This window comes from Streptomyces thermospinosisporus, from assembly GCF_039526425.1.
Lineage (GTDB): Bacteria > Actinomycetota > Actinomycetes > Streptomycetales > Streptomycetaceae > Streptomyces > Streptomyces thermocarboxydovorans.
Genome location: NZ_BAAAIZ010000010.1, coordinates 88,056 through 112,810, shown reverse-complemented (window position 1 = coordinate 112,810; position 24,755 = coordinate 88,056). Strand labels below are relative to the sequence as shown.

Here is a 24,755-nt window from a genome sequence, read left to right as displayed (position 1 = left end):
TCACCACCCTTCGACACAGCTTGACGCCACCCCGGCGGCTCAGTCCGCAACTTCCTCGATAGCGTGGAGTTGAGACCCGTGATGAGGAGGGCACGTGCGATTCGCGCTGGACGCACTGTTCACAGACGTGCCCGCGGAGCAGGTTGATGAAGCTCGTGACTTCTACAAGTCGAGGGCGGCGGGCCGTGGCCCCAGTTCGCTGGAGGAGCTGAAGGAAGCCCGAGCGAAGAGGTCTGCTCCTCCTGCCGCCGATCCGCCTGCCCTCGAAGAGACGATCGAAGCCGCGGCAGCGCGCGTCCCTGTCAGGATCTTCACTCCTGTCGACGGACCGCCGCGGGGCGTCTACCTGGACATACACGGCGGCGGCTTCTATATGGACTCCGCAGCGCGAGGAGACAAACGCAACCGCGAGCTCGCAGACGCCCTGCAGCTCGCCGTTGTCAGCGTCGACTACCGGCTGGCCCCTGAGCACCCCTGGCCCGCGGCACCCGACGACTGTGAAGCAGCGGCGCTCTGGCTCGTCGAAGAAGCCGATGCCCGCTTCGGAACGTCCCGACTCGCGATCGGCGGGAGCTCCGCGGGAGCCACACTCGCCCTGGCGACCCTGCTCCGGCTGAGAGACAAAGGTGCCGTTGGCCGATTCACCGGCGCTGCACTCCAGTTCGGCACCTACGACTTGAGCGCACGAACCCCGGCCGGTCGCCGCATCGCCGACGAATACTTCATCCAGGCGTACGTCGGCCATGTGGAAGACCGCACTATTCCCGATATCTCTCCCATCTACGGCGTTCTTCGCGGGCTTCCCCCAATGCTGCTGATCGTCGGAAGCACAGACGTGTTACTGGAAGACAACCTGGCACTGGCAGGTCGGTTGGCAGCAGCCGGCAATGACGTTGAGCTCCGGGTCTACCCCGACTCACCCCACGGCTTCACGGGCCACCCCACGGCAATGGCCAGGACGGCGCTCAGCGGCGCCGAGTCCTGGCTGCGCGACCGGATTACCCAATCGTAGAACTGGCCGCGATCCTCGAAGGATCCCAGTCCCAGAGGTCGATTACGTGACACGGCCTCGCGCATCCCGCCGACGTGGGCGGGGCTGTGGCATCAGGGCACCGTCTGCTCGGCGAGCTACGCGGCTCTGGATCTCCGGGTCGTCCCAACCGTCGTAGACCGGACGGGACTTGCCTGCAGGGGCCACCGGTCTCAGGCCAGGCGCCAGGCCTGGCGGTGGCGGGCGATGTGGTAGACCTGCTCGACCTGTTCGGGGGTCAGCACTCCCGACAGCGGGGCCAGTGAGGCGACTTGCCGTTCCTGGTACACCCGGACGCCGAGCTGGGTCGCGACCACCTTCAGGTCGGTGACGCCGGCGAAGACCAGGACCGGCTCCACCGGTACCGGAAAGGCGCAGTAGTGCCCGAGCACCCGGCTCACCCGGTCGGCCTCGGCGCGGCTCTTGCGTGCGTAGGGCCGCGGTTTTCCGTGATCGACCTTCACGGCGTCGTTGCCGACCCAAACGGACCTCTTGGGGTGGTACTTGGTGTTGATGCTGAAGACTCCGCCGGGTCCGATCAGCAGGTGATCGATGTCCACGTCGTTGGCCAGCGGTATGGAGTGCAGGACGCGCCAGCCGTGACGGGCTAATCGGTCCAGTTCTGCTCCGACGCGTTTCTCCCCCGTCAGCCCCTTCTCCCAGGATTCCCACTCGGTCGGCCGGCGCAGGAGCCGGGCGAGGGTTCGCTTGAGCCATCCCGCGCCCGACTGGACGAGCCGGTCCCGGAGGGCGGCTCCAGGAGGGTTGTCGGCCAGGTCGTCGTCCGGGGTCAGTGGGGGCAGCTCGGGGGGCGCTTCGGACTCCGGTGTTCCGGGGACACGGGGATACCGCGGGCGGGCCGTGTCGTGGCTGTTCGACCAGTGGGGGGTCAGAGCGGCGATCACGTCGTCGCTGTGTTCGGCCCGCAGGATTGTGATCTTTCCCGTCGTGAGGTCCGCCCAGCCGACGGCGGTGCCGCCGGGGAGGCTCGCGTACAAGCGGTCGTGCCCGTACCGCCTCCAGCGTGTGACCTTGAGCTCCATGAGACCCCCTCGGCTCCGCATCGGTCAGGTCGCATGGCACCAGCAGGAGGGAGGCGGCCACAAGACCGACCGCAAGCGGGCCAGAAGACCGGCCGCAAGACCGGGGTGCAAAACCGGGGTGCGTGCGGACCGGATGCCTGTGCAGGGCAGCAGCAGGCCTGTGCTGAGCCCTCCGCTTTGCAAGGCGGTTGACCGGTCGGCGGACCATCGACTTCTCGGCGTGCAGTGGGTGTGAGCTGGGTCTCGTCCGGGGCGGCCGGTGGGGCGAGTTGAGGGCTGCGCGGCGTGACCAGTTCCACAGGGGTGGGTGTCGGGGTGGTAACTCGGGTGCCTGGCAGGCGGGTTGGCGGGTTGACCGGTTCGGAAGCGAACCGACAGTGCGGGGCAAAACGGACATGTATGTCATTCAACTGTGGCCGGTTCCGGGTTCGTGCACTTCACTCTTAACGGTCCTCAAGTACGACAGTTCGGACCAACGAAAGCATCTGTACTCATGCCCCACTCTTCCGGCATACGCGAAGTCCCCATGAACCCGCACTCGGTGACGGCTGCCGAGGTCGTGCCCGGTGATCTGGTCGCCCTGTCGGGCGGCGACGTGGCGGCGGACCGGTGGTACGTCGTGACGCACACGCTGCCCGAGGGTCCTGAGGTGATCCGGGTCACGCTGCGGCCGCCGCTCGGTGGGCCGGAGCGGGAGGAACTGCTGCGCCGTGAGCAGCAGGTGAGCGTCGCCGGGCGGCGGGTGGATCCCTCCGCGGTGCCGGAGGTGACGTCGCCCACACTCGACGACGTCGAGTTCCGGGACGGGGACAGGGTGACGTCCCTGCGCGCCGTGGACCCGTCGGCGCGGGAGGTGACGTATGTGCGGCGCTGGGGGACCTGGCTGCGGGAGGACGAGAAGGCCGGTGACGGCGAGAGCAGCGGCTTCTCCGACGCCGAGGTGCGGCGGTGGGCCGCCGAGGCCGACGAGGCCGGGCTTGTCGTACGGCATGAGCCGCGGCCGCTGAGCGAGGCGCGGGCCGCCGGGGCCCGCCGGGTCGTGGTGACCGGGCTCGGTGCGATGACGCCGCTCGGTGCCGGGACCAGCGAGCTGTGGCAGGGGCTGCTCGAAGGGCGGCACGGCATACGGGAGCTGGAGGACGAGGAGTTCGAGGGGCTGCCGGTGCGGGTCGCCGGGACCGTTCCGGTGGATCCGGCGCGGCTGCTGCCGCGGGCGGTGGCCCGGCGGATGAACCGGGCCGCCCAGTTCGCGGTGCTGGCCGCGCGGGAGGCCTGGGCGGACGCCGGGTTCGCCGAGGGCGGCACCCGGGAGAGCGGGCTGGATCCGGAACGGGTCGGGGTGAGCCTCGGCGCCATTCTCGGGGACGCGTCCGTGCTGGTGGGCGGGGACCGGAAGCTGCGGGACAAGGGCCCGCGGAGTGTGTCGCCGCTCACCACGCCGATGACCGTGCCGTCGCAGGCCGCGTCGCAGGTGTCGCTGGATCTGCACATCACGGGTGAGGCGCGGACCGTGACCAGCGCGTGTGCTTCCGGTACGGAGGCGATCGGGCAGGCGGTGGACCGGATCCGGTTCGGGCGGGTGGACGTCGTCCTGGCGGGCGGTGCCGAGGCCGTGGTGACGCCGGCGATCATGGCGTCGTTCGCGGCGATGCGGGCCCTGGCCGGGGGTGATCCCGCCGAGGGCTCGCCGTCGCGGCCCTTCGACCGGGACCGGAACGGCTTCGTCAACGGCGAGGGCGCGGGGGTGCTGGTGCTGGAGTCCGAGGAGCACGCGCGGGCGCGCGGGGCGCGGATCTACTGCGAGGCGGCCGGCTGGGGGCTGTCCGCCGACGCCCACCATGTGGCGGCGCCCGACCCGTCCGGCGAGGGCATCGCGCTGGCGCTGCGGCGGGCCGTACGGGACGCGGGGGGCCACCTCGGGGACGTGGTCCATGTGAACGCGCACGCCACGGCCACGGTCGACGGCGACCTCGCGGAGGCGCGGGCGCTGCGGAACGTCCTGGGCGCCCGGAACGTGCCGGTCAGCGCGCTCAAGGGGCACCTGGGGCATCTGCAGGGCGCGGCGGGCGGTGTCGAGGCGGTCGCCGCGGCGCTCACGCTGCACCACGGTGTGATGCCGCCCACGGTGGGCTGCGCCGAGCTCGACGAGGAGATCGAGCTGGACGTGGTGCGAGGCGCCCCGCGCGTGCTGCCCGCGGAGGGTGACCTGGTGCTGAGCAATTCGTTCGGCTTCGGCGGTCACAACGCGGTGCTGGCGCTGCGGCGGGCGGCCTGAGACGAGTTCCTGGAAACGTGGTTCTGGCGCTGCGGCGCGCGGCCTGGGACGAGCTCCGGGATCTGCTCACCGCCGGCATCGGGTCCGGGTTCGGGTGCGGGGCCGGGACTCTCACTGGGGCGTCCGCAGTGGATCCGCGGTGCCTGTAGGGGGGCGGGCGCCCGCGAGGGCGCCTACAGGGGCATCGGGTCCACGTCGCAGTTCGCCGGTCTGCTGTCCCGGGCCGCCGCCAGGGCGGGGTGGTCCGGGCCGAGGACGCGTGCGTAGCGGGCGAGGGTGTCCGTGTGCAGGGTGTCCGCCTCCTCGTCGCGGCCCAGCATGCGCAGGCCGAGGCTGAGGTTGACGGCGGTCGCCAGCGTCGCCGGGTGGTCCTCGCCGAGGCGGGTGCGGGCCCGCTCCAGCGTGCGGGTGCTCAGCTCGACCGAGGCCCGGACCTCCCCCAGCTCGTAGAGGTCGGCGGCGAGGTTGCTGGCGCAGGCGAGGACGTTGGGGTGTTCCGGGCCGAGCTTGTCCCGCAGCTGGTCGAGGATCTGCTCGTTGAGCCGGCGGGCGTCCTCGACGCGGCCGAGCAGCCGCAGGGCGACCGCGTGGTTGATGCGGGCGCCGAGGGTGTGCGGGTGACCGGGGCCGTAGAGGCGGGCGTAGCCTTCGCAGCCCTCCTCGCTCAGTTCCAGCGCGTGCCGGAAGTCGCCGCTGTAGCGGACGTCGATGGCGTGGGTGAGCAGGGCGGCGAGGGTCTCCGGGTAGTTGTCGCCGTAGCGGATGCGGTACTGCTTCAGGGCGCGGCCGGAGAGTTCCATGGCCCGGGCGTGGCGGCCCATGCGGCGCTCGGCCTGGGCCAGGCCGAGCTGGCTGCCGATGGTGCTGGGGTTGGTCGCGCCGAAGTGGTACTCGTAGCGGCGCGAGACGTCCTGCTGCACGTTGTAGGCCTCGGTGTACTGGCCGGCCTGCCGCAGGTCCATGGCGATCCCGGCGAGGGTGTGCAGGGTGGACAGCGCGTTCTCGCCCAGTTCCTCGACCTTGCGGCGGTGGGTGTCCTGGTCCAGTTCCAGGGCCTGCCGGAAGTCGCCGGTGAGCCGCAGGTTGAGGGCGACGCGGTGGGCGAAGATCAGGGTGGAGACGTCGTTGGGGCCGAAGATGCGCCGGCTCGCCTCGAAGGTCTCGCCGTCGAGTTCGGAGGCGCCGGTGAAGTCGCCCCGCATGCGCAGGTCCCAGGCGAGCATCGAGGTGATCTCGAGGGTGTTCTCGTCCTCGGTGCCCAGGGTCTCGGTCATGGCGGCGCGGGTGCGCTGGTCGAGTTCGTACGCCCGGTGGTGGTGGCCCAGGGCGCGCAGGTTGTCGCCGTAGAGCTTGGCGGCGCGCAGGGCGTGCTCGTTGTTCTCGCCGTCGGCGTCCCGCCAGGTCTCGTAGGCCTCGCGGGCGAGGTCGCCGGAGCCCTCGTAGTCACCCCAGTAGAACATGTACTCGATCTCGTTGAGGACGAGTTGGCGGACCCAGCGGTCGCCCGAGGTGACGGCTCTGCTGCTGAGGACGTGCGGGAGCAGTTCGCCGTAGCGCTGCCACTGTTCCGGGGACGAGGGGTCGGTGGGGTCGCCGTGCGCCAGGAGGCGGTGGGCGGCGGCGCGCATCCGGACCTTCAGCTCGTCCGGCATCTGGTTGATCAGGACGCGCTGGACCAGCCGGTGCAGCTGGATGGTGTTGGTGCTGTGGTTGATGCGGGCGAGGGCGTAGCGGTTGATGTCGCGGACGGCGCGGCCGAGGCGTATGGGGTCGCTGAGCGCGTAGGCCAGTTCGGGCGGGACGGGGGCGTCGCGGACGCCGGTCAGCAGCGGGCGGGAGATCGGTTCGGGGGCGAAGAAGGCGCAGACCTGGAGCAGTTGGAGGGCGGCGGGGTGGTCGCGCTGGAGCCGTTCCAGGGACAGGTTCCAGGCGGCGGCGACGGAGAGCGGGTAGTCGGGGGGCGGGTCGCCTGCCATGAGTTCCATGGCGTGCTGCTCGAACAGCCGGAGATACTCGTCGGCCGGCATTCCGGTCTCGGCGAGCCAGGTGGCGGCCTGCTCGACGCCGAGGGGGAGGTCGCCGAGGGTCTCGGCGATCCGGTCGGCGGAGGCGTCGTCGAGGTCGGGCAGGCGCAGCTGGAGCAGTGCGCGGCTCTCCTCCCGGGTGAAGACGTCGACCTCCAGCGGGCGTGCGGCGCTGGCCCACTGGCCGTTGCGGGAGGTGACCAGGATGCGGCCCGGTCCGTCGGCCGGGAAGAAGTCCCGTACGACGTCGGGGGTTTCGGCGTTGTCGAAGACCAGCAGCCAGTTCTTGTCCGGCTCTCCGATGCGCAGTGCCTCGATGACGGCGGGGACGGCGGTGGCGGCCTCGCCGCTGCTGATGTCGAGTTCGAGGCGTCCGGCGAGTTCGACCAGGGACTGGCGGATCTGCTGGGGCTGCTCGGCGGGGATCCACCAGACGATCTGGTACTCGTGCATGTGCCGGTAGACGTACTCGACGGCGAGCTGTGTCTTGCCGACGCCGCCCATGCCCTGGAGGGCCTCGGGGATGACGGCCGTGGTGCCTTCCTGGAGCCGCTGGTGGAGTTCCTCCAGCAGCCTTCTGCGGCCGGTGAAGGCCCGGTTGCGGGGCGGTACGTTCCCCCAGACCGGCGGTGGCTTGCGCGCTTTCTCCCTGTGCGCAGCGGGTAAGGGCTGCGGGTCGCCCACGGACACGTTCCCTCCCATCCGGGGTGTGTGCACGACACGCTCACCCACGGGTGCGGGGGTGAGGTGCGGACGATCACGTTGTTCCGGTTGTTCCCGGACCTCGGGGGGCCGAACACCTGGCGGGGCGGCACCGTGCCACAGCCGCGCCCGCAGACCGGATGCGGCGAGTGCGTAGCGCCCGCCGAGTGCGGTGAGGGCGGGCAGCACGGGAACCAGCCAGGGCCGCACCCGCTCCACCGGCAGATGGGCGGCCCGGCCGGGGTCCCTGACGACGGCCCGCACCTGACGCAGATCGGCGGCCAGCGGCTCGGGCACCGCCCCGGCGAAGTGGCCGAGCACCGTCTCGATGGCCCGTGCGGTCTCGTCCCGGGTGCCCTCGGCGAGGAGTTCACCGCGCACGCCGTCCACGAATTCCAGCTCGATCCGCGCGGGGTCCGGCAGCGCGGGGGCCGGCGCGACGTACCGCAGCAGGCCGCTGTGCAGCAGTTCCGCGAGGTGCCAGGTGCGGGCCTCGGGGAGCAGGGTGCGGCGTACGAGCTCCAGGATCCGCAGGTTGAGCGGTACGGCGGCGCACAGCTGGGCGAGGTGACGGGTGGTCGGGCTGAGCCGTGCGCGGGCGCGCCGCACCAGCTCCGTCGCGGGCGGGGGGCGGGGCGGGGTGTGCTGCCGTCGCGAGTCGGTGAGGACGTCGGTGAGGACCGTCGGAGCGGTCGGGCCGGTGGGGTGGCTCGGGGCAGTCGGGGCGGTCGGGGCGGTCGGGGCGTCGAGGGAGGCGGTGACGATCCGTGCCTCGTACGCCTCCGGCTCCGCGTGGGCGACGAAACGGCCCCACCGGTGCAGCGCCTGCCCCGTCAGCTCCAGCACCGGGACGGGCAGGGCGCGCGGGTCGGCGAAGTCCACGTCGCCCTGCCACACGAGGGCGAAGTCGTCGGGGCGCCAGGACCAGCGGCCGTTGGCGGCGAAGGGGCCCGGGCTGGTCAGCGCGGCCTTGTGCGGAGGGACGGGGCCCCGGGACCACAGGTGTTCGGGGAGGACGTTCACCACGGCGACGGAGGCACGTTTCGCCCAGCGGGCGAGCCGGTGCCGGGCGGTCCCGTCGGCCCAGCGGTCGCCGTGCAGATCGGTGAGGACGAGGACGACATGCCGGCCGGGGGCGTCGGGCAGCCGGGGCGCCCCGTCGCCGCCCACCGTCCGTCCGGTGCGCTCGCCGAGGTCGGCCGGGGCGGACCGGCCGGTGCGCTGTCCGGCCTCCGCGTCCGCCGCCCGGTCGTCCCGGCCGGTGCGCCGCGCGGGCGGCCAGCGGTACACCCGTACGTCGCGGAACGCCCGGGAGCGGGCGAGCGCTCCGGCGAACCGCTCGGCCGTGCCGGACCACAGGGCCATCGAGCGCCCGGCGTCGACCACCAGCGACACGATCGCACGCCGCTCACCGCCCGTCCGTCCCCGCACGAGCCGCGCGGCCGGCCCGTTGTCCCCCGCGCCCCGCCCGCGGCGGCGCATCGGGCGCAGGGCCTGTGCCCAGGACACGGCGTCATCGGGGCCAGGACCGGCGGTCGTCGGGCGGACCGGGATGCCGTGGGCCGCCCGCGGCTGCGGGCCGTCACCCGCGCCGGACGGTGGGGGACCGTCGGCGGGGCCGTTGGCAGGGCGGGGCTCCGGGCCAGGGGAGGTCATACCGGGTCCGCTGAGTCGAGAGGGCGCCACAAGGCGTGCAGCAGGCGGTTCAGGGAGGCCTCGTCGGGGCCGGACGGGGCGGTGCGCAGGTACTCGGAGTCGAGGAGCTGGTCGGTGGCCAGGGCGCCGCCGGCCAGGGAGCGGCCGAGGAAGTCACGGATGAGGGTGAGGCGCTCCGCGCCGTCGCCGGTGGCGAAGCGGGCGGCCAGGGAGCCGGCGAGGCGTTCGGCACTCGGGGCCGGCATCTCCAGGCACAGGCAGTGCCTCAGGAGGTCGGCGGGCAGGGCGCGTTCCCCGCCGCAGGTGATGACGACGAAGGGGAAGGCGCGGCATCGGATCCTGCCGTGATGCACGGTGTACGTGCCGTCCGGGTCGTCGGTGTGCACCACCACGTCCGGCTCCCGGGACCGTATCCGGGACAGCTCGGGGATGCGGAACTCTCCGTCGGCAATGATGCCCGTCAGCCCGTCGAGCAGGTCGAGGTCGGCCTTGTCCAGGTCGTCGATGAGCAGCACCCGGGGTGCCTCGCGCGGGATCAGCGCCGTGCCCAGGGGCCCGAGCTGGAAGAAGTCGCCGAGGCCGCCGGCCGTGTCGGTGTCCGTGCCCCGGGAGGCGCCGCGTATCGCGGCGTCCTGTAAGCGGCCGACGGCGTCGTAGTCGTAGAGGCCGTCGGCCAGGGTGGTGCTGCCGGTGATCCGCCAGTGCAGGACCCGGCCGAGTCCCAGCTCGCGGCTGACGCGGTACGCCAGGCTGGACCTGCCGCTGCCCAGCGGCCCGGTGACGATCAGCGGCCGGCGCAGGAACAGCGCGGCGTTGACCATGTCGGCCTCCTGGACGGAGACCCGCCGCATCGTCATGTCGCCCGCCCCGAGGCGCCGGAGCGTGGCGGCCTCGTCCCGCGGCGGTGGTCCGGGGACGACCGGGCCTCCGTCGAAGTCGCGCCAGGGGGGCGGCGGGGGGAGCCGGTCGGTGACGGGCGCCGCCGGGGCCGGCCCGGCCGAGCCCCGGTAGAGCCACCAGGAGTGGCTCGCGTGCTGCGGCTCGGGGGCCGTGGCGCGCCGCGCCGTGCGCCCGGACTCGCCGTTGCCCTCCACAGCCACCCCCTTCGTCTGCCCGTCGTCCTGCCCGGCCCGTCGTCACCTGTCGTCCTGCCCGGCCCGTGCGTCATGTCCCGGTGCGGGTGTCCCCGTACGTCTCGGCTGCCTTGCCCGACAGGACCGGTTCCGGGAACTCGGGGAGCCGGTTCGGGTCGTCCCACAGCACGGCGAGGCCGGGCCGGGGGCCGTCCGCGCTCCCCTCATGGTCCTGGGTCTCCGGCAGGGACCGCAACCGCACCATCCGGTCGAGGAGTTGACCACAGGGGCCGTCCAGCGTGGCCTCCACGGCGGTGCGGACCCGTTCGCCGAGCGGTCCGTTGTGGTTCCACACCAGCACGGGCAGTCCGGCGTGCAGGGCGACGTAGAGCTCCTCACGGCCCCGGGGCCGGTCCGGCGGTGCGCCCAGGGTCATCAGGACGACGTCCGGGCTCTGTTTCAGGCGCGGGTAGTTCTCCCGCACGTCGCCGACGCAGCGGTAGGCGTGCGGGGCCGCGGTGCCGGCGGCGAGCGCGTCCCAGCGTTCGTTCCAGACGCGGTGCAGCTGCAGCGCCTCGGTCCGCTCCAGGCTGCGGACGACGACCGGGTAGTCCTGCCAGAACGGGGGGCCGCCGGGGTCGCCGTCCCACAGCGGCTCGTCGCCGAACGCCAGGTTCCGGCACCACTGCTCGACCGGTTCGTTCAGCAGCGACAGCGGCAGGACGAACTCCAGCACGATGCCGCCGCGGTGCCGGCACAGGCGGGCCTCCTCGCGGTCCACAAGGGCGGCGACATGGCGGCGCAGCCGGTCACGGGGCACGGAGGAGTCGTCCCGCCGGCGCGGCTCCCAGGTGTCGCCGGTGCTGGTCCAGCAGGTGACGTCGACCCGGTCCGGTGTGCTGACCGAGGGGCAGAGCCGGATCAGTACGTAGGCCGCGTGCTCGCCGCCGGCCGCCGTCAGCGGGCCGTCGTCCGCGCCGGCGCGCTCGAGCATGCGGCGGGCGAGGGCCGGGTCGCCGGTGGCGTCCCGGACCTGGCGTGCGACCCAGTCGCGGACCGGTTCGCCGCGCTCCGGGGACAGCACGGACGCCAGTGCGGTCAGGAACCGCACGGCCGGCGGTACGCCGTCGGCGGGCCAGTTGGTGTGCGCGAGCAGCTGGTGGGCCTCCCAGGCGGTGTTGACGCCGGGCGGCAGCGGCCCGAAGTGCGGTCCGGCGGCGGCCCGGTAGACCTCGTCCAGCTCGGGCACCGTGGTGCGGTCGAGGCCGGCGAGCAGGCCGCGCAGCGCCTGTTCGGCGGCCTCCTCGAAGACGGGCAGGGCCACGGTGTGGGCGAGCGAGGCGGCGTGCCGGGACGGCAGGTCGTAGTCGGCCAGGTACTGCACGGCCTCGGTGAGGGCACGCCAGCCGCGGGGCACGGCGGCGAAGGCCCGCACCATGGCGATGACATGGATCTTCTTCTCGGGCGACTCGGGCACGGACACCCGTTCCCGCAGCCGCTCCATGGCCTCGATGACGCAGAGCCGCCGGTTGCCGATCTCGTCGAGCACCGACACCTTCATCAACGCGTCCGCCAGGCGTGCGGCCGATTCCGGATCGTGCACCGCCCCCGGCACGGCGTCAGGCGTCGTCACGCAGCCGGTGCGGCCAGGTCTGTCCGGCCTGTCGGATGAAACGCTGCACGTCGCTGGTATCCCCCTCCATGACCCGGACGGCCGCGACCAGGGCCGCCGGCCCCTCCTCGAACTCGTCGCAGCGGCGGACGAGATGGAGGAGCTGAAGCCGCGGACGACTCTGCCGTGGAACCCCCCGGGCGATCCGGCCGGGCAGGAGGGACAGCAATGCCGCTCCCCCGTCCGACGCTATCGACTCCATTGCCAGCAAGTTTTCCACCAAAGGCCACAACTCGCCCTGCGCTGAGGGTTGTTGGCCGTAGTTGTATCCAGAAGGAAAATTCCCGGACAGCAGTTCACCAAAACGGGTCGCCTCCAACACGTCGAACGGGACCATCCGCGCGCCCCCGGCCGGATCCGGGGATGCGGGAAGCGCGGGGGCGATCACACCGACCGCCTGCGCGCGTTCCGCGTCCCAGACGCCGGCCCCCGTGAACTGCCCTTCCGGCCAGGTGCCTTTGCGCACTTCCAGCCGCCGGGCCCCGGCCTGCCATGCGCCGGTGACCCGCGCGTGGAGGCTCAGCCCCGAGCCCGCCCCGTCGTGCCCGAACGCCGTCACTGCCACTCCGTCGCGCTGTCCGCAGCGCCCGAGCGGAGCGGGTACGGCATCGGCGGGGCGCTCCAAGTGCAGTACGGCGAGGGGGTGCAGGGGACTGATCTCCTCGGCCCTCGCGGGCACCCGCCGCACCTCACCGCTCCCCCGGAACTCCGCCAGCACGAACCCGGCGGCCGGGACGCGATCGAGAACGGCGGCGCAGGTCAGCAGCGTGCGTTCGGCGACCAGGACCGCGGCCAGGGCGTATGGGCTGCCCGTCGGACCGAGGAGGCGCGCCTGCCAGGAGGGGGCGGCAGCGGGGCCGGAGACGTCGCCGGGAGGCGCTGCCACGCAACTCCTCCCCTGTATGCGCGAGTTGGGCACAACCGTGTGCGGCAGGGTAGGGCAGGCGCCGGGGCGGCGCCAGACCGGCAAGGAAGGAGAGCGAGGGCGGCGCAGGTCCGTCAGGGGCGGGGAGCGAGGGCGGCGCAGGTCCGTCAGGGGCGGGGAGCGAGGGCGGCGCAGGTCCGTCAGGGGCGGGGAGCGAGGGCGGCGCAGGTCTGTCAGAGGGCAGGTCCGTCAGGGGCGGGGAGCGAGGGCGGCGCAGGTCTGTCAGAGGGCAGGTCCGTCAGGGGCGGGGAGCGAGGGCGGCGCAGGTCTGTCAGAGGCCGGAAGGCGGCTCGCCGGCGACCGCCGGGATCCGGCCGATCCAGTCGCTCAGGGTGCGGATGGCGGGCGGAGCTCCCTCGCCGTCGCGGGCGAGGGTGCGGTGGACGGAGCGGACCAGCTCGGGGCGGCGCAGCACCGCGTGTGCGGCGGCCGGCGCGCCGGTTGCCGCGAAGGCGAGGCCGAGGCCCGCCCAGGCCGACGGGGAGTGGGGGTCGCGGGCGAGGACGCGGGCGTACCCGTGCTCGGCGCGCTCGGCGTCCCCCTCGCACAGCGCGATGTCCGGAGCGGTCAGCTCGGGGTCGCGTCCGGCGGCGTAGCTCTCGCCGTGGGCGTGCGCGGCGACGGCGCCGGGTCCGGTGAGGGCGGCGCGCCGGAGTTCGCCCCTGGGGTCGGGCGGCCCGTAGCGGGGGTCGGTGCGCACCTCGGAGGGGACCTCGGGGAGGGTGTGCGGGTCGGTGCCGTCCCGCCAGGCGCGGGCCAGCAGGCGTACGCCCTCGGCGTCCGGGACGGTGTGCCGGGCCCGCCAGACCGCCTGCAGGTCGGCGGTCTCCTGCCGGGCGAGGGCCTCCGCGTCCGCGGGGACCGGTTCCTCCGCCCAGGCGGCGGCCTGCTCGGTCATGGCGGCCACGAACCGCCGCCCCAGAGGGGTCAGCGGGGCACGGGACTCGAGGGTGCGCAGGGCCTGGGTGATGGCCTCGCGCCACAGGGCGAACTCGAAGTGAGCCAGGCGGGCGGCCGTGCCGTCGAGCGCATGGCGTTCGACGCGCCAGAAGTCGGCGACGCCCGCGAAGGAGTAGGCGCCGTGCAGCAGTCCGGAGGCGGGCCGGGGGTCACCGCGCCACGGCGCGTACAGCAGTTCCTGACGCCCGGAGTCCGGCGCCGCGTCTCCGTCCCCGCTCCCGTTCCTGTCCCCGTCCCCCGGGGCCTCCTCGCAGAGCGGCAGTTGGTGCAGCAGGCCGTTGAGCACCGAGTGGCGTGCCTCGTGCACCAGCGTCGCGGCGAGGTCGCCGGTGTCCTGGTGCAGCGACATCAGCGCGCTGCCGAAGGCCTCGTTGTAGGAGGCGCTGGTCGGGCGGTACCGGGGGGCCTCGGGGAGCGGCACCAGGACGCGCAGGGCGGTGGCCCGCAGCGCCGCGGCGTGCGGGTGCCGGCGGCGGAGGGCGGCGTCGGCGTCCTGGAGCATCGTCCGCCAGCGGCCTGCCTCGGCCGGGGTGAGCGGCGTGACCGGCTGAGGGGCGGTGCGGAAGTCGCGGTAGGGGTCGCTGTCGTCGAGGACCAGGGTGCCGTCGGCGGCACGGTGCAGCGGCTGCCAGCCGGCCTCCGCGAGCGCGAGGTCGGCGGGGAGGGGGAAGGTCCGGTCCGCCACCGTCAGCCGGGCGGGTCCGGACGCGGGGATCCGCAGGACGGCCACCGGGTGCCCTCCGGGGCCGTCGGCCGGGTGTGCGGGCAGGTTCATCCGGCCCAGGGTCGGCAGGGATACGGCGTCGCCGAACACGGGCAGGTCGATGTCGGTGGGGCAGCCGGCGCGCAGGGCCGCCGCCGCGGCGAGGGCGTGAAGATAGCCGAGCTCCTGCCAGAGGGCAGGGGCGTCTGCGTCGGCGTCGTTGCCGTCCTTGCCGTCCTTGCCGTCCTTGCCGTCCTTGCCGTCGTTGCCGTCCTTGCCGTCCTTGCCGTCCTTGCCGGCGTTGGCGGCGTTGGCGGCGTTGCCGTCCTTGTCGGCGTTGGCGGCGTTGCCGTCCTTGCCGGCGTTGCGGGCATTGCCGGCGTTGCGGGCATTGCCGGCGTTGGCGGCCTTCGGGACGCGCAGGCGGTCGAGCACCCGGACCGCCCATATCCCGAGGCCGGGGTGGTCGAGGAGGTCGGCCACCACGTCCGGGTGGTCCCGCTCGACCCGCATCAGGAGGTCCAGCGGTGTGGTGAGGGGGGAGAGCGGCGGGGCCTTGTCTGCGCCTGCGGCCCGGGCGGCCTCGACGACGGCGCGCAGCATCAGCATGCGGCGGCCGCGTTCCACCGCCCGCATCCGTCCGGCGGTCGCCGGGGACATGCGGCCGGCGGCGAGGTCGTCCAGATCCGACAGCGGGACGCGATGCCGCGTCGTGGCGGTCATCGGCGGCGGCCTCAGTGCCGGTCGGGGGCGCAGTCGACGGCGAGATAGGGACTGCCGGCGCCGCCGCTCGCGCTCTGCGCGGCGGTCCTCTCGCCCAGATGCCGTACGAGGGAGGACAGGGCGTCCGTGACCGAGTCGTCGCGGAGGGCCATCACCTCCCGCAGACCGCAGCGGCTGAGATCGATGACATCGGTCTCGATCTCGGTCGCGGACGTCGTCACTGACTGCTCCTTAGCGCTTCGTGCTCCCCGGGTGTCCGCACCCTGATGCTCCCCCTGATACCAGAGTGCCGGGGGCGACAACGTACCGTAATCGATGCCCACTTCGTGGAGGCGGGGCCGATCTCGTGCCGTGTCACGCCGACCGTTTCCCGGAAGCGGTCTTCTTCGTCGCCGACGTCTTCTTGGCCGTCGGCTTCTTCGCGGTGCTCTTCGTGCCGCTGCCCTTTGCGGATGCGCTCTTTGCGGCGGTCTTCTTGGTGCTCGTCGACTTGCGGGAGGAGGACGCCGTCTTCTTGGCCGGGGTCTTCTTGGCGGTGGACTTCTTGGGGGAGGTGCGGGAGGTCTTGCGCTGCGGGAGGGGCTTGACCTCGGCCTCCTCCGCGGATTCGCCGCGGGACTCGCGGGCCGCGCGGACGCTGTTCTCCAGGGCGGCCATCAGGTCCAGGACCTTGCCGCCGCGCTCGGGCTCGGGCAGCTCCGGCGGGGTCTCGCCGGCGGCCTTGGCGGCGATGACCTCCTCCAGGGCCTCGCGGTACTCGTCGTGCAGGTCCTCCAGGTCGACCTCGCCGAGGGTCTCCATCAGGGCGTCCGCGAGGTCGAGCTCCTTGTCGCGGACGGTCACGTCGGTGTCGGGGGCGACGCCCTCGGGTGCGCGCACCTCGTCCGGCCAGAGCAGTCCGTGCATCGCGATGGCGTCGCCGACCACCCGCAGCATGCCCAGCCGCTCGCGGCCGCGCAGCGCGAACTTCGCGATGGCAACTTTGTTGCTGCGCTTGAGGGCCTCGCGCAGCAGGGTGTACGGCTTGGCGGCCGGTGCTCCGCTCGCCGCCAGGTAGTACGCGGAGTCCATCTGCAGCGGGTCGATCCGGTCGCTGGGCACGAAGGCGACGATCTCGATGGTCCTGGCGGTCGGGATCGGCAGATGGGCCAGGTCCTCGTCGGTGATCGGGATGATCGTGCCGTCCGCGTCCTCGTAGCCCTTGCCGATCTCCTGGTTGCTGACCTCGCGGTTTTCCAGTTCGCAGAATTTGCGGTACCGGATCCGGCCGCCGTCCTCGATGTGGATCTGGCGGAAGGAGATCGAGTGGCTCTCGGTGGCGTTCACCAGCTTGATCGGGATGCTGACCAGGCCGAACGAGATCGCGCCGTTCCAGATGGACCTCACGTGCGACACCTTCCCGACCGTTTGTCATGTTTTGCGTGAGATTCTCATCGTATGGCGCCTATCACTGAGGTGGAGGGGCGGCGGCTCCCGCTCAGCAATCTGGAGAAGGTGCTGTATCCCGCCACCGGGTTCACCAAGGCGGAGGTACTGCACTACTACGCGACCGTGGCGGAGGTGCTGCTGCCGCATCTGCGGGACCGCGCGGTGTCGTTCCTGCGCTATCCGGACGGGCCCGGTGGGCAGGTGTTCTTCACCAAGAACGTGCCGCCGGGTACGCCCGACTGGGTCACCACCGCCGAGGTGCCCAGGTCGGAGGGGCCGTCGCGGATGGTCCTGGTGCAGGACCTGCCGAGCCTGATGTGGGCGGCGAACCTGGTGACCGAGTTCCACACCCATCAGTGGCTGGTCCAGAACCCCGGGGAGGCGGACCGGATCGTCTTCGACCTGGACCCCGGGCCGCCCGCGACGATCGTCCACTGCTGCGAGGTCGCGCTGTGGCTGCGGGACCGGCTCGCCGCGGACGGGATCGAGGCGTACGCGAAGACCTCCGGCTCGAAGGGGCTGCATCTGCTGGCGGCGGTGCGGGGCGCCTCGCCCGAGCGGGTGTCGGACTACGCAAAGGGGCTGGCGGTGGAGGCGGAGAAGGCGATGCCCCGGCTGGTGCTGCACCGGATGACGCGCAGCCTGCGGCCGGGGAAGGTCTTCGTCGACTGGAGCCAGAACGCCGCCCGGAAGACCACGGCCGCCCCGTACACCCTGCGCGCCCGGGCGGAACCGCTGGTGTCGGCACCGGTGACCTGGGAGGAGGTCGAGGAGTGCCGGTCACCGGACGGGCTGTCGTTCACCGCGCCCGACCTGGGGCCGCGCCTGACGGACTACGGCGATCTGCTGGCGCCGCTGCTGGATCCGGACCACGCGGGGACGCTGCCGTGAACGAGGGCACCCACGCCCAGTGCCCAGCCCGCGCCCGGTGCCTCCTCACACCCGCGTCCACGTGTTCCGGTCGCGGGCCATCGCGTACAGGGCCTCCACATCGGCCGGCTTGAGGACGCCGCCCTGCCGGGCCAGCCCCGGCACATCCGCGTCCGTCAGCACCCGCACCTCGCGCGGCGCCGCCGCGACGTCCACCCTGGAGGCACCCGCCAGGACCAGCACCGGGCGCACCTCGGCGGTCAGGGCGTGGCAGGCGCGGTCGGCGCAGGCTCGGACGAGCCGGAGCAGCGGTTCCGGCCTGCGGTGGCCCAGCGTGACGTGGGGGTCGGTGACCGTCACCCGCTGCTTGTGGGCGTAGCGGCTGTGGACGGCGTACAGGCCGCCGGGGCCGATCAGCAGGTGGTGGATGCGGTCGCCGCCGGGCAGCGGGACGGAGTGCAGGGTGCGCCAGCCGGCGCCGTCCATGCGGTCCAGTGCCTCGCCCACCGTCTGCTCCGCGGTGAGCCCCCTGCGGCGCGGGTCGGGGCGCAGCAGCCGGGCGGGGTCCGGATCGCGGTCGAGGGCGATCAGCAGGGCCTCGCCGGGGCGGTTGGGTGCGAGGTCGTCGTCGGGGTGCAGGGACAGTCGCGCCAGCTCGACGGGGGTGGGGACGGGGGGCGGGCCGACGGAGACGGGGCCGGTGAGGTAGGGGCCCAGCGCCTGCAGCACGTCCTCCTCGTGGTCCTGGCGGAGCAGGTTGACGCGGGCCGCCTCGCGGTCGTACCAGGCGAGGCTCCTGCCGTCCGGGTGGCGGACGTAGAACCGTTCGCGGCCGGCCTGCCGGGTCGGTATGACGCGCAGTCCATTCATGCACCATCACCCCAGTCCATGGGAACAGGCGGGGTGCTGCAGGGGCAAGAACCCGGCTACCTTGGGTAGGAGTTGGGGATCGTGGGGAGGCGCCCGTTGCGAACCCGCCGAGAGCGACCCGACGTACCGGCTCCGGACCGTCCGTGGGACGAGATCGTGCCCGGTCTGTGGATGGGTGGACACGAGTTCACAGGCCGTTCCGGACGGCTGCAGCTCGCGGTGGTCCGGCGTGAGTTCGATCTGGTGCAGACACTGCTGCGGCTGCCGGGGTACGGGCCGGACCAGGGAGTCGAGCACCAGGTGTGGCCGATCCCGGACGGGCCGCTGGACGGTACGCAGCTGGCCGGGGTGATCCGGCTGGCGGAGGCGGTGTGCGAGGCGCTGGAGCGCGGCCGTACGGTCCTGGTGCGCTGCTACCACGGGTACAACCGTTCGGGTCTGGTTGTGGCGCATGCGCTGATGCGCGGGGGCGAGTCCGCGGACGCCGCGATCCGCCTGATCCGCGCCCGCCGCTCGCCGTGGGCCCTGCACAACGACCTGTTCGTCGACTATCTGCGCACGGGCCTGCCCACGGTGCGGCAGCTGGAGGAGCTGGCCGAATAGGCACCGCCGGTCCGGATCTCCTCGGCGGCGTCACCCTGGACGCGGGGGCGGCGGCCGCGCGAATAGGGTGTGCGCAGCCGAAAGCGGTTCAAGAACGTCTCATCAGGAGTCCCGTGCCCGTCAGCCGCCGCATGCGCGCCCTTCGCCGTGCCGCCGTCGTCGCGACGGTGCTGGCGGCGGCCGTGGGCTGCGGCGACAGCGGCGGGCTGCGGGCGGCGGGCGAGACACCGACCGCGATCAGTCCGGCGCGGCTGTGGCCCGAGCTGACGCCGGCGTCGAGCCCGGCGTACGAGCTGGGCGAGGTGGACACCGAGGTGGTCAAGGGCGTCGCCGTGCCCGGTGACGACATCCGCAAGGTGGATCCGGTCGCGGTGGTGCGGGCCGAGATCGCCGCGCACCCGGAGGAGTACGAGGGCGCGAAGGCGCCGTACCGGGACACTGCCGGGGCGATGGGCAAGTGCGGTGAGGGCGAGAGTGGACGCCGGCGCCCCGGGTGCCCGGTGCTGAAGCCCTACTACCGGGACCTGACGGGTGACGGGCGGGCCGATCTCACGCTGGGCGTGCGGCTGATGCCGGAGGATCTGACCGGCGTGCGCGTCTACACGGTGCACAAGCACCGGCTGGTGCAGGTCATGGCGTACGACGACGCCCTGAGCGGGGTCGAGCTGGCCGGGCGTTCGGTGATCATCCGCTCGCCGTCGGAGGTCGCCGGGTACGAGTACCGGCTGCAGTGGACCTGGGACCCGCGGCAGCGGGCGATGCTGCTGACGCACGACGAGATGCTCCCGACCGGCCGCAAGCGGCCCTCGCAGCAGCACTCGCCGGGCGCCGGCCCCACGTCCGGGCCCGCGCCCTCGCGGTCGCCGTCCGCGCAGTCGTCGCAGTCCGCGCAGTCGTCGCAGTCCGCGCAGTCGTCGCAGTCCGCGCAGTCGTCGCCGGCGGGCGTCCCGTGAGGCTCGGGCTGCCCCGCTGGACCGGGCCGCTCGCGGTGCGGGCCGCCGTGTTCATCACCGTGATGTGCTGTGCGCTCGCCGCGCTGCTCGGTGTGCTGGTGCACGTCCAGGTGACCGATCAGACCGTCGGCCAGGCGCGGGACACCGCGCTGCGGCGGCTGACCGAGGCGACCCGCGCCTACGAGGCGGGGGACGCGCCGCGCGGCGGAGCCGCGGTGGACCCGCCGGGACTGCCGGCCGAGCTGCGCGAGCTGGCCGTCTCCGGCCGGCGCGGCACGATGCTGGCACGCCACCAGGGCCGGCCGACGATGTGGGCGGCCGGACCGGTGGACGGCAGGAGGGCGCTGGCCGTGCGGGTCGACTACGCGCAGGGCGAGCGGACCATCGACGGACTCGACCAGGCGATCGTGGCCTCCTCGGCGCTGGCGATCGGGGCCACGCTGCTCGTCGGCGCCTTCGCGGTGACCCGGGTGACCCGGCGGCTGCACGCCACCGCGCGGGTGGCCCGGCGGATCAGCGCGGGCGACCTCGACGCGCGGGTGAACGACCCGCGCGCCCGGGACCGGACGCGCCCGCAGGACGAGGTGGCCGCGGTGGCCGCGGCGCTGGACTCCATGGCGGCCTCGCTGCAGGGGAAGCTGCTCGCCGAGCAGCGGTTCACCGCGGACGTGGCGCACGAGCTGCGCACGCCGCTGACCGGGCTGCACGCGGCGGCCGAGCTGCTGCCTCCGGGGCGGCCGACCGAGCTGGTGCGCGACCGGGTGGCGGCGCTGCGCACGCTCACCGAGGACCTGCTGGAGATCTCCCGGCTGGACGCCCGGCGCGAGCGGCTGGATCTGGACACCGTGCAGCTCGGGGCGCTGGCCCGGCGCGTGGTGCGCGCCTCGGGGACCGACACGGAGGTCGAGGTCGTACGGGACGCCACCGTGGAGACCGACCGGCGCCGGCTGGAGCGGGTGCTGGGCAATCTGGTGGCCAACGCCCACCGGCACGGGCGGACGCCGGTGACACTCACGGTGGACGGGCCGGTGGTCACCGTGCGGGACCACGGGGACGGCTTCCCGGAGTACCTGCTGGCGCACGGGCCTCAGCGGTTCCGCACGGAGAGCGGGAAGAAGGGGCACGGGCTCGGGCTGACCATCGCACTGGGCCAGGCGGAGGTGCTCGGCGCCCGGCTGGACTTCGCGAACGCGCCCGACGGCGGTGCCGTGACCACGCTGACACTCCCTCAGAGCGGGGACGCAACCGCCAACGGTGTGGTCTGACGGGTTCTCCGATGGCGCAGTAAGGCGGGCGGTACCGCTGCAGGCGCTCCTAGTGTGACGACATGTGGCGACAAGTCACCTTCGACACGTTCGTCCCTCATATGGAGGTACTGCCATGTCCCTGCGCTCTCCCCGTCGACTGCCCATAGCGCTCGCCGCCGGCGCGCTGGCCGTCGCGGCCGCCATCACCCCCGCCGTCGCCAGTGACGGCGGAGACGACGGTGGTGGCGGCAACGCCAACAGCAACAGCAGCAGCAACAACAACCACTGGAGCCAGCAGCAGAGCGGCGACACCGGCGGCAACCAGCAGAGCGGGAACCAGCAGGGGGGCAATCAGCAGCAAGGGGGCAATCAGCAGGGCGGCCAGCAGCAGTCCGGCCAACAGCAGGGCGGGAACCAACAGCAGGGCGGCTACCAGCAAGGCTCGAACCACCAGCAGGGCGCCGGCAACCAGCAGACCGGCCAGCAGCAGGGTGGCTACCAGCAAGGCGGTAACCAGCAGAGCGGCCAGCAGCAGGGCAGCACACAGCAACAGGGCGGCTACCAGCAGGGCTCGAACCAGCAGCAGTCCGGCAACCAGCAGGGCTCGCACCACCAGCAGTCCGGCAACCAGCAAGGCTCCAACCACCAGCAGTCCGGCAACCAGCAAGGCTCCAACCACCAGAGCGGCGGGGGCGGCTGGGGCCAGCAGAGCGGCGGCAACGGCAACGTCCAGAACGGCGGCGGTGGCGGCGACTGGAGCAACCAGTCCAACCAGTCCGGCGCTGGCGGCAACGGCGACTGGGGCAACCAGTCCAACCAGTCCGGCGGCGGTGGCGGCAACGGCGACTGGGGCAACCAGTCGAACCAGTCCGGCGGCCACCACGACGACCAGGGCGAGTTCAAGGGCCGCGTCACCGCGGACCGGCTGGCGCTGCGCACCGCCCCGACCCGGGGTTCGCAGGTCATCCGCTACGTCCACCGGGGCGAGGTGGTCTCCATCTTCTGCAAGGCCCCCGGCGACCGGGTGGACGGCAACCCGCTGTGGTACCTGCTCACCGACGGCACCTGGGCCTGGGGTGCGGCCCGCTACATCGAGAACATCGGGCCGGCGCCACGCTGGTGCTGACCGGCAAAGCTCGCAACTCACGGCACTTGGGTAGGTTCCGGACATGAGCAAGGCCGGAATCACCCTGGCGGCGGCGGAGACGTCCGCGCCCCCCGTCCGTCTCCCCCGGCGCCGTGGCATCGAACTGGCCCTGATCCTCCTGGCCGTCCTGCTGTCGGTCTACGGCTACTGCGCCGTCGGACTCGCCAGGAACGGCTCCGTCCCGCCCGGCGCCGCCGGCTACGGCGCCGGGCTCGGCGTGCTCGCGCTGGTCGCCCATCTGGCGGTGCGGTTCCGCGCCCCGTGGGCCGACCCGCTGCTGCTGCCCATCGCCGTGCTGCTCAACGGACTGGGCCTGGTGCTGATCTACCGGCTGGACCTGGAGACGCCGCACGACCGGGCGGCCCCCACCCAGCTGGTGTGGTCCACGCTGGGCGTGGCGCTGTTCATCGTGGTGATCCTGGTGCTGCGCGACCACCGGGTGCTGCAGCGCTGCACCCGGCTGTGCGTGGCCGCCGCGCTGATCCTGCTCACCGTGCCGATCCTCTTCCCGGCGGTGAACGGGGCCCGCATCTGGATCAGGGTGGCCGGCTTCTCCATCCAGCCGGGCGAGTTCGCGAAGGTGCTGCTCGCGGTGTTCTTCGCCGCGTACCTGGCCGACAACCGCAAGGCGCTGACGTACTCCGGCCGCCGCGTCTGGCGGCTGCAGCTGCCCACCGGCCGGGTGCTGGGCCCGATTCTCGCCGTCTGGCTGGTGAGCGTGGGCGTGCTCGCGCTGGAGCGGGACCTCGGCACCTCGCTGCTGTTCTTCGGCCTGTTCGTGGTGCTGCTGTACGTCGCCACCGGCAAAGCGGGCTGGATCGCCGTCGGTCTGCTGCTGGCCTCGCTGGGGGCGGTGGCGGTGGGCCGGCTCGAGCCGCATGTGCACGGCCGGATCGAGACCTGGCTGCACCCGTTCTCCTCCATCGAGGCCGGCGAGGGACCGAACCAGCTAGCCCAGTCGCTGTTCGCCTTCGCGGAGGGCGGGCTGCTCGGCACCGGCCTGGGCCTCGGGCACTCGGTGCTCATCGGATTCGCCGTCAAGTCGGACTTCATCCTGGCCACCGCCGGTGAGGAGCTCGGTCTGGCCGGGCTGTCCGCGATCTTCCTGCTCTACGGGCTGCTGGTGGACCGCGGCTACCGGACGGGCCTGGCGCTGCGGGATCCGTTCGGGCAGCTGCTGGCGGTGGGGCTCTCCTCGATCGTGGCGCTGCAGGTGTTCGTGATCGCGGGCGGGGTGACCGGGCTGATCCCGCTGACCGGGATGGCGATGCCGTTCCTGGCGCAGGGCGGCTCTTCGGTGGTCACCAACTGGGCGATCGTGGCCCTGCTGGTCCGGCTGAGCCATTCCGCGCGCCGCCGGGCGGACGGAGGTGGGCGCCGGTGACCCGGTACATCCGGCACGCGGCCGCGTTCTGCGCCCTGCTGCTGGTGGCGCTGCTGGTGAACGCCGCGCGGGTGCAGCTCCTGCTGGCCGAGACCTACCGGGACAACCCGGCCAACCGCCGCGACACCATCGCCCGCTACCACCAGCCGCGCGGCGACATCCTGGTCGCCGGCCGCCCGGTCACCGGCTCCCGGGACACCGCGGAGCATCTGCGCTACGAACGGACCTACCGCGACGGGCCGTTGTACGCGCCGGTGACCGGCTTCGCCTCGCAGGAGTACGGCACGACGCTGCTGGAGCACACCGAGGACGCCCTGCTGTCCGGCACGGACCCGGTGCTGGCGCCGCTGCCGCTGTGGAACGAGTTCACCCGCTCCCGCAACGCGGGCGGCGACGTGGAGACCACGATCCACCCGGCGGCGCAGCGGGCGGCGTACGAGGGGCTGCGCTCCCGCAAGGGCGCGGTGGCCGCGGTGGAGCCCGCCACGGGGCGGATCCTGGCCCTGGTGTCCCTGCCCTCCTACGACCCGGAACTGCTGTCGGGCAACGGGGAGACGGCGCGGACCGCCTGGCAGCGGCTGAACGCCGACCCGGACAAGCCGCTGCTGAACCGGGCGGTGCGGCAGACGTATCCGCCGGGCTCGACGTTCAAGGTGATCACCGCGGCGGCGGCGCTGGAGGCGGGGGTGGCCGGCGACCTGGACGAGCCGACCGACTCGCCCGACCCGTATGTGCTGCCGGGGACCACGACCCGGCTGACCAACGGGGCGCGGGGCTGCGAGGACGCCTCGCTGCGGGAGGCCTTCACCCTCTCCTGCAACACGGTTTTCGCCAAGCTGGGGGTGAGGACGGGGCTGAAGGACATGGCGTCGACGGCGCACGCCTTCGGCTTCAACGACGAGGATCTGCGCATCCCGTTCCCGGTGGCCCGCAGCACCTTCGACACCACGGTGGACCGGGCGCAGCTGGCGCTGGCCTCGATCGGGCAGTACAACACGCGGGCGACACCGCTGCAGATGGCGATGGTGGCGGCGGCGGTGGCGAGCGGCGGGCAGGTGCGCGAGCCGTATCTGGTGGAGCGCACCACCCGGGCGAGCGGCGGCACGGTCTCCTCGGGCGGCTCCCGCCCCGTCCGGCGGGCGATGCAGCCGGGCACGGCGATGCGGCTGCAGCAGCTGATGCGGGGCGTGGTGGAGAAGGGCACCGGGGAACGGGCCGCGATCCCCGGCGCCGTGGTCGGCGGCAAGACCGGCACCGCCCAGCACGGCCTGGGCAACTCCGGTACGCCGTACGCCTGGTTCGTGGGCTGGGCGCAGGACCGCAGCGACATCCAGCCGAGGGTGGCGGTGGCGGTGGTGGTCGAGGACGCGGCGGCCAACCGCCGGGAGATCAGCGGCGGCGGCACGGCGGCCCCGATCGCCCGGTCCGTGATGGAGGCGGTGCTCGAGCCCTGAGACGTACCGGGCC

Annotated in this window: 18 protein-coding genes and 1 pseudogene; 9 read left to right on the top strand and 10 right to left on the bottom strand. The window is 73.2% G+C overall.

Annotation, left to right across the window (positions count from 1 at the left end; all coding sequences use genetic code 11):
• The first annotated feature begins 94 nt into the window (after positions 1 to 94).
• Positions 95 to 1,012 carry an alpha/beta hydrolase gene (locus tag ABD207_RS05430; RefSeq protein WP_344010445.1) on the top strand — a complete coding sequence of 306 codons (918 nt, stop codon included), beginning with the start codon at positions 95 to 97 and terminating at the stop codon, positions 1,010 to 1,012.
• Between the two features lie 191 nt (positions 1,013 to 1,203).
• Here the strand turns inward: ABD207_RS05430 and ABD207_RS05425 are convergent, their stop codons facing one another.
• Positions 1,204 to 2,073: a nuclease-related domain-containing protein gene (locus ABD207_RS05425; RefSeq protein ID WP_344010443.1), complete on the bottom strand. Its 870-nt coding sequence runs from the start codon at positions 2,071 to 2,073 to the stop codon at positions 1,204 to 1,206.
• A 493-nt stretch (positions 2,074 to 2,566) separates the two neighbouring features.
• Here ABD207_RS05425 and ABD207_RS05420 point away from each other — a divergent pair, with 493 nt between their 5' ends.
• Complete coding sequence (locus ABD207_RS05420; protein WP_344010441.1) at positions 2,567 to 4,348, top strand: beta-ketoacyl-[acyl-carrier-protein] synthase family protein; 1,782 nt, start codon at positions 2,567 to 2,569, stop codon at positions 4,346 to 4,348.
• 173 nt (positions 4,349 to 4,521) lie between these two features.
• Here ABD207_RS05420 and fxsT read toward each other — a convergent pair whose 3' ends face one another.
• The 8 genes and pseudogenes from fxsT to ku form a co-directional block, all read right to left on the bottom strand.
• Positions 4,522 to 7,371 (bottom strand): FxSxx-COOH system tetratricopeptide repeat protein, encoded by a 2,850-nt coding sequence (fxsT, locus tag ABD207_RS05415; protein ID WP_344010546.1) that lies wholly within the window; start codon positions 7,369 to 7,371, stop codon positions 4,522 to 4,524.
• Between the two features lie 57 nt (positions 7,372 to 7,428).
• Positions 7,429 to 8,772, bottom strand: a pseudogene (locus ABD207_RS05410) (SAV_2336 N-terminal domain-related protein); the annotation flags it as partial.
• Positions 8,727 to 9,824 carry a MoxR family ATPase gene (locus ABD207_RS05405; protein ID WP_344010439.1) on the bottom strand — a complete coding sequence of 366 codons (1,098 nt, stop codon included), beginning with the start codon at positions 9,822 to 9,824 and terminating at the stop codon, positions 8,727 to 8,729. The gene ABD207_RS05405 and the pseudogene ABD207_RS05410, both read right to left, overlap by 46 nt.
• Before the next feature lie 70 nt (positions 9,825 to 9,894).
• The gene (locus tag ABD207_RS05400) at positions 9,895 to 11,436 is read right to left on the bottom strand and encodes a VMAP-C domain-containing protein (protein ID WP_344010437.1); all 1,542 of its coding nucleotides are present in this window, start codon (positions 11,434 to 11,436) and stop codon (positions 9,895 to 9,897) included.
• Complete coding sequence (locus tag ABD207_RS05395) at positions 11,423 to 12,361, bottom strand: effector-associated domain 2-containing protein (protein WP_344010436.1); 939 nt, start codon at positions 12,359 to 12,361, stop codon at positions 11,423 to 11,425. The genes ABD207_RS05400 and ABD207_RS05395 overlap by 14 nt, the downstream gene beginning before the upstream one ends.
• 310 nt (positions 12,362 to 12,671) lie before the next feature.
• The gene (locus ABD207_RS05390; RefSeq protein ID WP_344010435.1) at positions 12,672 to 14,786 is read right to left on the bottom strand and encodes an aKG-HExxH-type peptide beta-hydroxylase; all 2,115 of its coding nucleotides are present in this window, start codon (positions 14,784 to 14,786) and stop codon (positions 12,672 to 12,674) included.
• An 11-nt stretch (positions 14,787 to 14,797) separates the two neighbouring features.
• Entirely contained in the window at positions 14,798 to 15,007 is a 210-nt protein-coding gene (locus ABD207_RS05385) for a hypothetical protein (RefSeq protein ID WP_344010434.1), read from the bottom strand.
• A 133-nt stretch (positions 15,008 to 15,140) separates the two neighbouring features.
• Positions 15,141 to 16,172 carry a non-homologous end joining protein Ku gene (gene ku, locus ABD207_RS05380; RefSeq protein WP_486388832.1) on the bottom strand — a complete coding sequence of 344 codons (1,032 nt, stop codon included), beginning with the start codon at positions 16,170 to 16,172 and terminating at the stop codon, positions 15,141 to 15,143.
• Between the two features lie 51 nt (positions 16,173 to 16,223).
• Between ku and ligD the strand changes: the two genes are divergently transcribed.
• Positions 16,224 to 17,105, top strand: coding sequence for a non-homologous end-joining DNA ligase (gene ligD, locus ABD207_RS05375; protein ID WP_344010431.1), 882 nt, complete (start codon positions 16,224 to 16,226; stop codon positions 17,103 to 17,105).
• Positions 17,106 to 17,150: 45 nt separating this feature from the next.
• Here the strand turns inward: ligD and ABD207_RS05370 are convergent, their stop codons facing one another.
• The gene (locus ABD207_RS05370) at positions 17,151 to 17,954 is read right to left on the bottom strand and encodes a nuclease-related domain-containing protein (protein WP_344010429.1); all 804 of its coding nucleotides are present in this window, start codon (positions 17,952 to 17,954) and stop codon (positions 17,151 to 17,153) included.
• A gap of 96 nt (positions 17,955 to 18,050) precedes the next feature.
• Here ABD207_RS05370 and ABD207_RS05365 point away from each other — a divergent pair, with 96 nt between their 5' ends.
• From ABD207_RS05365 to ABD207_RS05340, 6 genes are all read left to right on the top strand, one after another.
• Positions 18,051 to 18,557: a protein-tyrosine phosphatase family protein gene (locus ABD207_RS05365; protein WP_344010427.1), complete on the top strand. Its 507-nt coding sequence runs from the start codon at positions 18,051 to 18,053 to the stop codon at positions 18,555 to 18,557.
• A gap of 113 nt (positions 18,558 to 18,670) precedes the next feature.
• A complete protein-coding gene (locus tag ABD207_RS05360; protein WP_425580627.1) occupies positions 18,671 to 19,510 on the top strand; it encodes a hypothetical protein in 840 nt (279 codons plus the stop codon).
• The gene (locus tag ABD207_RS05355) at positions 19,507 to 20,775 is read left to right on the top strand and encodes an ATP-binding protein (RefSeq protein WP_344010425.1); all 1,269 of its coding nucleotides are present in this window, start codon (positions 19,507 to 19,509) and stop codon (positions 20,773 to 20,775) included. The genes ABD207_RS05360 and ABD207_RS05355 overlap by 4 nt, the downstream gene beginning before the upstream one ends.
• Positions 20,776 to 20,890: 115 nt before the next feature.
• Positions 20,891 to 21,883 carry an SH3 domain-containing protein gene (locus ABD207_RS05350; protein ID WP_344010424.1) on the top strand — a complete coding sequence of 331 codons (993 nt, stop codon included), beginning with the start codon at positions 20,891 to 20,893 and terminating at the stop codon, positions 21,881 to 21,883.
• A 43-nt stretch (positions 21,884 to 21,926) separates the two neighbouring features.
• Positions 21,927 to 23,288: an FtsW/RodA/SpoVE family cell cycle protein gene (locus tag ABD207_RS05345; protein ID WP_344010423.1), complete on the top strand. Its 1,362-nt coding sequence runs from the start codon at positions 21,927 to 21,929 to the stop codon at positions 23,286 to 23,288.
• Positions 23,285 to 24,742: a penicillin-binding transpeptidase domain-containing protein gene (locus tag ABD207_RS05340; protein WP_344010421.1), complete on the top strand. Its 1,458-nt coding sequence runs from the start codon at positions 23,285 to 23,287 to the stop codon at positions 24,740 to 24,742. Before ABD207_RS05345 ends, ABD207_RS05340 begins: the two co-directional genes overlap by 4 nt.
• Positions 24,743 to 24,755: the final 13 nt, after the last annotated feature.